This is a genomic window from Longimicrobium sp., from assembly GCF_036280135.1.
Classification (GTDB): Bacteria; Gemmatimonadota; Gemmatimonadetes; order Longimicrobiales; family Longimicrobiaceae; genus Longimicrobium.
On the sequence record NZ_DASURI010000730.1, the window covers coordinates 1 to 9,716 of the forward strand.

The following is a 9,716-nucleotide window of genomic DNA, read 5'->3' on the forward strand; positions in this document are numbered from 1 at the left end:
GCATCCCCAGCCGGTAGTCGATGTACGCCTGCTGCCCCGCGAACACGGGCGGCCCCTCCGCATCCGCCAGGCGCGGCGGCGCGAACCCCGTCTCCGCGCGCGATTCCAGCTCCGCCGCGAGCCCGTCCGCCTCCGCCAGCAACGTGGATGCGGACGACGCTGGATACGCATCCGCCGCGGCAACGAACGCGTCCCAATCGTCGCAGACGGCGGCGCGGCGGATGGATTCCGTCAGGGGGCCGGGAAAGACGTCGTGCAGCCGCATCCGTCTCAAAGGGCGCGGTGAAGGGCATCCAGCAGCCGATCGACCTGTTCGTCGTCGTGCACGGCCGTCAGCGTAAAGACGAGGCAGCCGCCCGCGGGGACGTTGGCGTATCCGCCCGCCATGTGCAGCACGGCGATGCGCTCCTCGTCGAACATCCGCCGCGCGATGGCGCCAAAGTCCAGCCCCGTCCGCCCGTCCAGGCAGAGGATGGGCGACGGTCCGTCATCCAGCGCCAGCCCCCACCCGCGCAGCGCCCCGCGGACGCGCGCCACGTGCCCCGCCAGCCGCGCGCGCAGCCCCGGCTGCTCCCGCGCGATGCGCATCGCCGCCGCGCCCGCCGCGACGATCCCGGGCGGCGGCTTGGTGGTGCTCGCGTACGCCGCCGACCGCCGCTCGATCTTCCGCCGCAGCTCGCCCGTCGCGGGGACGATGCCCCCCGCCGCGCCGAACGCCTTGCTCATCGTGCCGTACGACAGCACGTCCGGCCCGTCCAGACGAAAGTGGTCCAGCGTGCCGCGCCCGTCCGGCCCGAGCACGCCGTACGCGTGCGCGTCGTCCAGGCACAGCCGCGCGCCCGCGTACGGGCGCAGCACGTCCAGGTACTCCGGCGCGGGCGCCAGCGCCCCCGTGATGGGGAACATCCCGTCGCTGACCACCAGCGGCCGCTCGCCTGGGCGGAGCTCCCGCGCGAGCGCGTCTGCCAGCGCCCCCGGATCGCGGTGGGCAAACGGCACCACGCGCCACCCCGCCGCCGCGAATCCATCCCACACGTTGGCGTGCGACTGCGCGTCCACGAACGCGACCTCGAAGTCCTCCGCCAGCGCCGCCGCCACGACCATCCCGCCCGCGTAGCCCGAGCCCAGCAGCGTGGCCGCCTCGCAGCCGAAGAACGCGTTGGCGGCGCGCTCCCACTCCGGCACGCACGGATGGCCGCCGGCCGGCCGCCGGTCGCGCAGCTTGAGGCCGTACGTCATCGTAGCGTCGCACGCGGCGCGCAGGACGTCGGGATGCGCCTGCAGCCCCAGGTAGCTGTTGCCGCGGTACCAGTCGTACGTGCGCCCATCGATGCGCACGCGCGGGCCTTCCGGCGTTTCGATGGTGGGCGGATCATCCGCGGCGAGGACCGGCGGAGGCGGTGCGTCGGCGAGCGTCATCGGCAGGGGATGCGCGGCGGGGGAGGACGGAAGGATGCGGCGGGCGCCGTCCGCAAACGATAGGCGCCGCCTGCCGGGGATGGCAAGCGTGGGGCCCTCACCCGGGTTCGCGGAGCTCACCCACCCTCCCCCGCAAACTGCGCGGGAGAGGGTATAGACACCGGCCCGTGCAGGGATGCAGGCTCCCCGCCGAGCGACTGAAGTCGCCGCAACCACTGCGGAAAGCCTCGCAAACCGCGCGAGGCTTCAACGGCTCCGGCCGCGGCCTCGGTGCATTACACTCACCCTTTGCTGGGGCAGTCCGCGCAGGCGGACTTCGTGCCTTTCCAGCGGCGAATTCATTCGCTCCGGCTGGGGCCCGGCCGCATTTTCGCCCTACTCCCGCCGCTGGCAGACGACGATCAGGTCCTCGCTGCTGTGGATGAAGGGCGCCAGCTCCCAGTCGCCCCACCAGTCTATGGGCACCAGCCCCGCCTGGCGCAGCAGCGCGTCCCACTCCGTGGCGGAGCGAATGCGCAGCTCGTGGTACTTTTCGCCCTTGCGGTCGCCCTTGCTCCAACGCGTCCACTCGCGGCTCACGCCCTCCACCGCGTCGAACTCGCGCTCCACCCACACGGTGGCCCCGCCGTCCGTCTCCCACCAGTCGCGCTCGGCGAACCCGGCCACGATGTGGTCGCGGTGCATGGTCTCCAGCACAAAGGTGCCGCCCGGCTTGAGCGCGTCGTGCGCGCCCCGCAGCACGCGCAGGTCCGCCTCGTCGGAGAGGAAGTAGCCCAGCGACGAGTACAGCGACAGCACGGCGTCAAAGCGGCCCGTCCACGGGATCTCGCGCATGTCGCCGTGCACGAGCTCCACGTTCACGCCGGCGGCTTCGGCGCGCTTTCGGCCGCGCGCCAGCAGCGTCTGCGACCAGTCCAGCCCCGTCACCGCAAACCCGGCCCGCGCCAGGGCGATGGAGTGGCGCCCCCAGCCGCACGCCACGTCCAGCACCTGGGCGCCGGGCTCCAGCATCGTCATCTCCCGCAGCCCCTGGATCTCGCGCTCCGTGCGCTCGGGCGTCAGGAAGTCGCGGTAGATGTCGATGAACGTCTCGTCAAAGTACCCGTCCCACCACCCGCGCGTCATGCGTCGTCCCCACGCGCGAAGGTGGCGGATTGGGCGCGGTGGATGCGGATCGTCGTCACGCGGCGCGCTCCGGCAGAATGTCCAGCAGGTCGTGGATGCCGCGGATGCGCTCGCAGTCGCGGTCGTTCCACATCCACAGCGGGTCGATGAGGATGGGGCGCATGCCGGCCGCGCGGGCGCCCTGCACGTCGATCTCGTAGATGTCGCCCACGTACATGGCCTGTTCCGGCGCGATGCCCATCCGCTCCAGCGCGTGGTGGAAGATGCGCGGATCGGGCTTGTCGATGCCCACCAGGCCGCTGTCCACCACCAGCTCGAAGTGCTCGCGCAGGGCCACGGCGTCCAGCGCCTGCTCCGCGCGCCCGTCCGCGTTGCTGATCACGCCCAGGCGATAGCCGCGGCGGCGCAGCTCCTCCAGCGTCTCCACGGTGCGCTCGCGGACGTTTCCCCACAGGTTGCGCTCCGCGTGGCGCGCGAACAGGCGCTGGGCCAGCACGGGAAAGTCCGCCTCGTCCACGCCCACGCGGCGAAAGATCTCGGCGAAGAACATGCGGCCGCGGGCGCGCTCGTCCAGCTCGCCCGCGCGGGCCATCTGGTCGAAGAGCAGCTTGGCGCCGTACTCCGCCTCCATCAGCGCGTCCATCGTGGTCTCCACGCCGCGCTCGCGCAGCTGCTCCACGATGTAGGGATGGTCCAGCCAGATCAGCGTGTTGCCGGCGTCGAACAGCACGGCCTTGATGTCGGTCATCGGGTACCCGGGATCCGAAAGACGATGCGGGCCGATCCGCCGGCCCGCGCGCCCCACAAGATGCACCCCCGGCGCCGTTCGCGCGACCCGGCCCATCCGATATTCTTGTATTGAGACCGAAAAAGATTAACATGCAATCACTCCCCGGATGCGCCGGGGGAGCGCCCGACACGCAGAGCAAAGGCGGGACCCGATGAAGAAGGTACAGCTGAACGTGGAGATGCTGCGGGTGGAGTCGTTCGAGGCAGAGGCGCGGAACGCTGGACGGGGCACGGTGGGCGCGTACTCGGTCTACACCGTCCGCTACCACAGCCAGTGCGACGAGACGTGCGACGATTGTCCCACCATCTATTCGTGCAACATGCCCTGGCAGTGCGCCTGAATCGGCGAAACGGATCGGCGTGAAAGCGCCGGTCTGCTGTCACGTCCCCTCCCGTCGCGACGCAGCCGGCTCCATCCACCAGGTTCCGCGCGGTGGGGGACGGGGGATGACACGCGGTGGCGGGCTTGCCCCGCCGCCGCGCGCATCGTATCTGTACGGAACCGTACGCTCACCTCCTCCCCCGGACGTCGGCCACCCGCCCCGCCGCGGCCGACGGGGGATCCCCACCCTCCAGTGCGCCGGGAGCGGCACTCGTGGCTCAGCCCGTGGACATCACCGTTTCCGTGAACGGCGCCCCGCAGACGCGCGCGGTGGAGCCGCGCCTGCTGCTGAGCGACTTCATCCGCCACGAGCTGGGGCTCACGGGCACGCACGTGGGGTGCGAGCACGGCGTCTGCGGCGCGTGCACGGTGCTGATGGACGGCCAGTCCGTGCGCTCGTGCCTCGTGTTCGCCGTGCAGGCGGACGGCGCGGAGGTCACGACCGTGGAGGGCCTGGCGCCCGACGCGGACCGGATGCACCCGCTGCAGGAGGCGTTTCGCGACGCGCACGGGCTGCAGTGCGGCTTTTGCACGCCGGGCATCCTGATGTCCATGGTGCCGTTCCTTCGCGACCACCCGTCGCCGGACGAGGGCGAGATCCGCGAGGCGCTGAGCGGAAACCTGTGCCGCTGCACGGGCTACGAGAACATCGTGCAAGCGGTCAAGCTGGCGTCGGAGCGGATGAGCGGAAGCACGGCATCCAGCCTGAGCGGCTAAAGGCTGATGCAGACCTGGTTCGGTAGGCCGTTCCCCAGCCGGAGCGAATGAATTCGCCGCTGGAAGGGCACGAAGTCCGCCTCCGCGGACTGCCCCGGCACGGGCAACGCCGTGTGCACCGGGGCAGGCTTCGAGGGCTCGAGCACCGCCCAGTGCACGGCGATGGCGTGCGGCAGGAGCTGTCGGCGAAGGCCGACATCACGCTGTCGGAGCCGCGAATTCATTCGCCGGGGCTGGAGCGCCGCGACGGTGCAGGAATGCCGATTCCGATCCGCAATCGGCTAAAGCCGCCGCTGGGACAGCGGTAAGCCCGGTCTCGCGCCGACGCGCTCTGCGAACCAGGCTTCAACTGCGCGATTCGCTCGGTGTTTAGCCTCGCCTTATCTGCAGATCGTCGGCCCACACTTTCGCCCTTTCGCCCTTTCGCCCTTTCGCCCTTTCGCACTTTCGCACTTTCGCACTTTCGCACTTTCGCACTTTCGCCCTCCCCGCTCACCCGCACCACGCGCTTCGTGTCCCGGTCCTACGTCGGCCAGTCTCCCCCGCGCAACGAGGACCGCCGCCTGCTCACCGGGCAGGCGCTCTTCGTGGACGACGTGCAGCTGCCCGACATGCTGCACGCGGCGTTCGTCCGCAGCGACTACGCGCACGCCCTCATCCGCGGCATCGACGCGTCGGCGGCGCTGGCGCGCGAGGGCGTGGTGGCCGTCATCACGGCGGAGGACCTGGGCGACTACTGGCAACCGGGCCCCCTCCTGGTTCCGCCGCCGCCCATCGAGGGCATCGTCTTCAACCAGGCGTCGCAGGTGCCGCTGGCGAAGGACCGCGTGCGGCACGTGGGCGAGGCCATTGTCATGGTCATCGCCGTCAGCCGCTACGTGGCGGAAGACGCGCTGACGGACGTGGTCGTCGACCTGGAGCCGCTGGACCCCGTCGTGGACCTGGAGGCGGCGCTGGCGGACGGCGCGCCCGTGCTGCATCCGCAGTTCGGCACCAACCTGGCCGCCCACGCGGTGCAGCGGCACGGCGACTACGAGGCCGCGAAGCAGGATGCGCATCTCGTCATCCAGCGCCGCTTTCACTACGACCGGGGCGCGGCGGCGGCCATGGAGAATCGCTGCGTGGCCGCCCGCTGGGACCCGCGCGCCGAGGAGCTCACCATCTGGGACACCACGCAGGCGCCCATCCCCATCCGCAACGGGCTGGCGCGCATGCTGGGGCTGCTGGAGTCGCGGGTGCGCGTGGTGGCGCCGTTCGTGGGCGGGGGCTTCGGGCCCAAGATCATGATGTTCTACCCCGAGGAGGTGCTCGTCCCCTGGGCCGCCATGCGCCTGGGCCGGCCCGTAAAGTGGACGGAGGACCGGCAGGAGAACTTCTTCGCCACCACGCAGGAGCGCTCGCAGATCCACGACGCGGAGATCGCCTTCGCGGCGGACGGCAGGATCCTGGGCATCCGCGACTTCTTTCTCCACGACACGGGCGCGTACGACCCGTACGGGCTGACGGTCCCCATCAACAGCCAGTGCACGCTGCTGGGCCCGTACGACGTGCCGGCGTACCACAGCGAGTTCCGGGCGGTCTTCACCAACCGGACGACGGTCACGCCCGTGCGCGGCGCGGGGCGGCAGCACGGTGTGTTCGTGATGGAGCGGCTGCTGGACATCGCCGCGCGGCAGCTGGGGCTCACGCCGCACGAGATCCGCCGCCGCAACTTTCTGCGCGCGGACGTCTTTCCCCACACGTTCCAGATCCTCTTCCAGGACTTCGCCCCCCTCTACTACGACAGCGGCAACTACGCGCCGGCGCTGGAGGCCGCGCTGGACATCATCGGCCGCGACGCCTTTCGCGCGGAGCAGGCGCGCCTGCGGGCCGAGGGGCGGTTCATCGGCCTGGGCGTGGTGAGCTATGTGGAGGGCACGGGGATCGGCCCGTACGAGGGCGCGCGGGTGACGGTGGAGCCCAGCGGCGAGGTGCGCGTGGCCACGGGGCTGGGCACGCAGGGCCAGGGGCACTACACGGCGTTCGCGCAGATCGTGGCGCAGGTGCTGGACGTGGACGTGGACCGCGTGCACGTGGTGACGGGCGACACGCGCGAGTTCGGCTGGGGGACGGGGACGTTCGCCAGCCGCGGCGCCGTGGTCGCGGGCAGCGCCTGCCACGAGGCCGCCGTGGCCGTGCGCCGCAAGGTGATGGAGGTCGCCGCGCGCGTGCTGGACGTGGCGCCGGACGACGTGGAGCTGGCAGCCGGCGCCGTCCGCGTACGCGGACGCGAGGAGACCGCCATCCCGTTGGGGACGCTGGCGGGCTTCGCCAACCCCCTGCGCGGCGCGGTGACGCCGGGCACGGAGCCGGGGCTGGAGGCCACGGCGTACTTTGGCCCGGACCACGGCAGCACGGCGAGCGGGGTGCACGCGGCCGTCGTGGAGGTAGACCCCGAGACGGCGATGGTGAAGATCCTTCGCTACGTGGTGGTGCACGACTGCGGCAAGCTCATCAACCCCGTGATCGTGGCGGGGCAGGTGCAGGGCGGCGTGGCGCACGGCATCGGCAACGCGTTCTACGAGCAGCTGGTGTACGACGAGGGCGGCCAGCTGATGAACGCCAGCTTCATGGACTACCTGCTGCCCACGGCCATGGACGTGCCGCGGGTGGAGATGGCGCACCGCGAGACGGCGGCGCCGCTGAACCCGCTGGGGCTCAAGGGCGTGGGCGAGGCGGGGTGCATTCCCACGGGCGCCGTGTTCGCGCAGGCGGTGGAGGATGCGCTGCCGCACCTGGCCCTGGAGATCCGCGAGATCCCCCTGAGCCCCAACCGCCTGTGGGAGCTGCTGCGCGATGCCGCACCGGCGGATGCGCATCCGACCCCGCGCGATCCAGCCGAGGTGCTGGCGGCGGATTGATGGGCGTCGGGCGGAGTCCGCGCGGGGCGCCCCCTCCGCTCGCTTAGGCTCGCACCTCCCCCAAAAACCCCTGGGGGAGGTTGAAACAACAACGGCATCCCGAGTCCGACTTTCGCACTTTCGCACTTTCGCACTTTCGCACTTTCGCACTTTCGCACTTTCGCACTTTCGCACTTTCGCACTCACGCACTCACGCACTTCCATGATCCTCGACGGCGAGCACACGTTTTCAGGCCCGCGACAGCACGTGTGGGACCTGCTGCAGGACCCCGAGGTGCTGGCCAAGGCCATGCCCGGCGCCCGCCGGCTGGAGCGCACGGGCGACGGCACGTACGCGGGCGTCATCCGCATCGGCGTGGGGCCGGTGACGGCGGCGGAGTGGACGCTCAACGTCGCCATCCTCGAGCCGGTGGAGCCGGCGAGCTACGTGATGCAGGTGGAGAGCAAGGGTCCGCTGGGCTTTACCCGCGGCACCGCGGACGTCAACCTGGACGAGGTGGATGGCGGCACGCGGATGCGGTACCACGCGGACCTTTCCATCGGCGGCAAGGTGGCCAGCGTGGGGCAGCGGCTGCTGGACCAGGTGGCGAAGATGATGACCAAGCAGGGGCTGGACGCGCTCAACAAGGAGCTGGAGTCCCGCCTGGCCCACGGCGCCGCGTAACACGCACGGAGAATCCGCAGATGCGAACCCTGACCGGCCTGCTGCTGTTGATGCTGGCGATGCTGCTGGGGCTGGTGGAGGCGATCGCCCTCGCCGATCCCGTCGGGACACGGATGGCGAACGACGCCGCCCCGTTCGGGCCGGCGGAGCCGTGGTACGTGCACGCGGCCTGGATCGCCGTCATCTGCCTGATGACCGGCGTCGCCGCGCGACTGCTGGATGGCGGCATCGTAGGGCGGCTGGTGCGCGGCCGCGGCCTCACGCCCGCCCCGCGCCGTCCATGAAGCCCGCCCCGTTCGCGTACCATCGGCCGGAGGGCGTGGACGAGGCGCTGGCGCTGCTGGCGGAGCACGGCTACGACGCCAAGCTGCTGGCCGGCGGCCAGAGCCTGGTGCCCGCGATGAACTTTCGCCTGGCGCAGCCGGCCGTGCTCATCGACCTCAACCGCGTCCACGCGCTGGACTACGTGACGCGGGCGGATGCCGGCCTCCGCATCGGCGCCATGACGCGGCAGAGCACGGTGGAGCGCAGCCCCCTCGTGGCCGCGGACGCGCCGCTGATCGCGGAAACGCTCCCGTTCGTGGCGCACGCGCAGATCCGCAACCGCGGCACGGTGGGCGGCAGCATCGCCCACGCGGACCCGGCCGGGGAGCTGGGCGCCGTCATGCTGGCGCTGGACGCGCGCGTTCACCTGCGCGGGCCCGGCGGGGCGCGCGCGGTGCCGGCGTCCGCGTTCTACACGGGCCTGTTCGGCACGGCGCTTGAGGCGGACGAGATGCTGACGGAGGTGGAGGTGCCCGTCCGCGCGGCCCGCACGGGGTGGGCGTTCGACGAGGTGGCGCGCCGCCACGGCGACTACGCGCTGGCGGGGCTGGCCGCGTGGGTGGCGGTGGACGAGGACGGACGATGCACGGAGGCCCGCATCGCGCTGCTGGGCGTGGGAGACGCCCCCATGCTGGCGCGCGAGGCCGCGGCCGCGCTCGTGGGGCAGATGCCGACGGAGGACGCCATCCGCGCCGCGGCGGAGGCGGCCAGCCAGCGCGACGTGGATCCGCCGGGCGACATCCACGCCAGCCCCGCGTACCGCCGCCAGCTGACGAACGTGCTCGTCCGCCGCGTTCTCCCCCGCGCCTTTGCCCGCGCGGCGGCGGAGGCGTAGGCATCGGAATCGGCGGCGGATCGTCACGCTCCGGCCATGTCGAACGTCCTCGGAGAACGCCGTACCCGGCGCCGTTCGTCACCTCGACCGGATCGTCAGATGTCGAAATCAGGGCCCCCGCGACGGACGACGGATGCGGTCCGCGTCCCCATCCGCCGGTGGATCTGCGCCGCCGCCGCGCTCGCGGCGGCCGCGCCCGCCGGCCTGCGTGGGCAGGCCCTGTCCGCGGATTGTCCGCGCGTCGCCCAAACGCTCAGCCCCGCCGCGCGTGATTCCGTGCTGCGGTCCCTGGCCGCGGAGGAGATCGCGCTGACGGGCGTGGTGCGCGACGCCGGCACGGGAGAGCCGGTCCGCGGCGCGACGGTGATGATCGAGGGCACGTCATGGGCGGCCGTGACGGCGGCGGACGGTGGATACCTGCTCCGATTTACCGCGGGCGGCGGCCCCATGCCCGCCCGCCCCATGGTCAAGGCGTGCAGCCCGGACATGAACCACCTTACCGACGCGCGGGAGGGATGGCTGCGGGCCCCGTGGGACGGGGAGGTCGTCATCGGTGCGGAC

11 protein-coding genes are annotated in these 9,716 nt (G+C 71.8%); 7 read left to right on the forward strand and 4 right to left on the reverse strand.

Features of this window, described 5'->3' with window-relative positions:
• The 4 genes from VFZ20_RS23530 to VFZ20_RS23545 form a co-directional block, all read right to left on the reverse strand.
• Nucleotides 1–265, reverse strand: a 265-nt coding sequence (locus VFZ20_RS23530) for a hypothetical protein (protein WP_329686404.1), incomplete at its 3' end; no start/stop codon positions are given.
• Nucleotides 266–270: 5 nt separating this feature from the next.
• Nucleotides 271–1,419 (reverse strand): pyridoxal phosphate-dependent aminotransferase family protein, encoded by a 1,149-nt coding sequence (locus VFZ20_RS23535; protein ID WP_329686405.1) that lies wholly within the window; start codon nt 1,417–1,419, stop codon nt 271–273.
• 375 nt (nt 1,420–1,794) lie between these two features.
• Nucleotides 1,795–2,544 carry a class I SAM-dependent methyltransferase gene (locus tag VFZ20_RS23540; protein WP_329686406.1) on the reverse strand — a complete coding sequence of 250 codons (750 nt, stop codon included), beginning with the start codon at nt 2,542–2,544 and terminating at the stop codon, nt 1,795–1,797.
• Nucleotides 2,545–2,599: 55 nt separating this feature from the next.
• The gene (locus VFZ20_RS23545) at nt 2,600–3,292 is read right to left on the reverse strand and encodes an HAD-IA family hydrolase (RefSeq protein ID WP_329686407.1); all 693 of its coding nucleotides are present in this window, start codon (nt 3,290–3,292) and stop codon (nt 2,600–2,602) included.
• A gap of 193 nt (nt 3,293–3,485) precedes the next feature.
• Between VFZ20_RS23545 and VFZ20_RS23550 the strand changes: the two genes are divergently transcribed.
• From VFZ20_RS23550 to VFZ20_RS23580, 7 genes are all read left to right on the forward strand, one after another.
• Nucleotides 3,486–3,674, forward strand: coding sequence for a hypothetical protein (locus tag VFZ20_RS23550; RefSeq protein WP_329686408.1), 189 nt, complete (start codon nt 3,486–3,488; stop codon nt 3,672–3,674).
• 254 nt (nt 3,675–3,928) lie between these two features.
• The gene (locus VFZ20_RS23555; RefSeq protein ID WP_329686409.1) at nt 3,929–4,432 is read left to right on the forward strand and encodes a (2Fe-2S)-binding protein; all 504 of its coding nucleotides are present in this window, start codon (nt 3,929–3,931) and stop codon (nt 4,430–4,432) included.
• A 512-nt stretch (nt 4,433–4,944) separates the two neighbouring features.
• The gene (locus VFZ20_RS23560; RefSeq protein WP_329686410.1) at nt 4,945–7,332 is read left to right on the forward strand and encodes a xanthine dehydrogenase family protein molybdopterin-binding subunit; all 2,388 of its coding nucleotides are present in this window, start codon (nt 4,945–4,947) and stop codon (nt 7,330–7,332) included.
• Nucleotides 7,333–7,534: 202 nt separating this feature from the next.
• Nucleotides 7,535–7,996 (forward strand): carbon monoxide dehydrogenase subunit G, encoded by a 462-nt coding sequence (locus VFZ20_RS23565; protein ID WP_329686411.1) that lies wholly within the window; start codon nt 7,535–7,537, stop codon nt 7,994–7,996.
• Between the two features lie 20 nt (nt 7,997–8,016).
• Nucleotides 8,017–8,280, forward strand: a complete 264-nt coding sequence (locus VFZ20_RS23570) for a hypothetical protein (protein ID WP_329686412.1) — start codon at nt 8,017–8,019, stop codon at nt 8,278–8,280.
• Entirely contained in the window at nt 8,277–9,155 is an 879-nt protein-coding gene (locus VFZ20_RS23575; RefSeq protein WP_329686413.1) for a xanthine dehydrogenase family protein subunit M, read from the forward strand. The genes VFZ20_RS23570 and VFZ20_RS23575 overlap by 4 nt, the downstream gene beginning before the upstream one ends.
• A 99-nt stretch (nt 9,156–9,254) precedes the next feature.
• The coding region (locus tag VFZ20_RS23580; protein WP_329686414.1) for a hypothetical protein at nt 9,255–9,716 on the forward strand (462 nt) is incomplete at its 3' end.

Excerpts from the sequence above, each read along its gene's own strand:
- VFZ20_RS23535 (WP_329686405.1), bottom strand. The coding sequence starts at position 1,419 with ATGACGCTCGCCGACGCACCGCCTCCGCCGGTCCTCGCCGCGGATGAT.
- VFZ20_RS23540 (WP_329686406.1), bottom strand. The coding sequence starts at position 2,544 with ATGACGCGCGGGTGGTGGGACGGGTACTTTGACGAGACGTTCATCGAC.
- VFZ20_RS23545 (WP_329686407.1), bottom strand. The coding sequence starts at position 3,292 with ATGACCGACATCAAGGCCGTGCTGTTCGACGCCGGCAACACGCTGATC.
- VFZ20_RS23550 (WP_329686408.1), top strand. The coding sequence starts at position 3,486 with ATGAAGAAGGTACAGCTGAACGTGGAGATGCTGCGGGTGGAGTCGTTC.
- VFZ20_RS23565 (WP_329686411.1), top strand. The coding sequence starts at position 7,535 with ATGATCCTCGACGGCGAGCACACGTTTTCAGGCCCGCGACAGCACGTG.
- VFZ20_RS23570 (WP_329686412.1), top strand. The coding sequence starts at position 8,017 with ATGCGAACCCTGACCGGCCTGCTGCTGTTGATGCTGGCGATGCTGCTG.
- VFZ20_RS23575 (WP_329686413.1), top strand. The coding sequence starts at position 8,277 with ATGAAGCCCGCCCCGTTCGCGTACCATCGGCCGGAGGGCGTGGACGAG.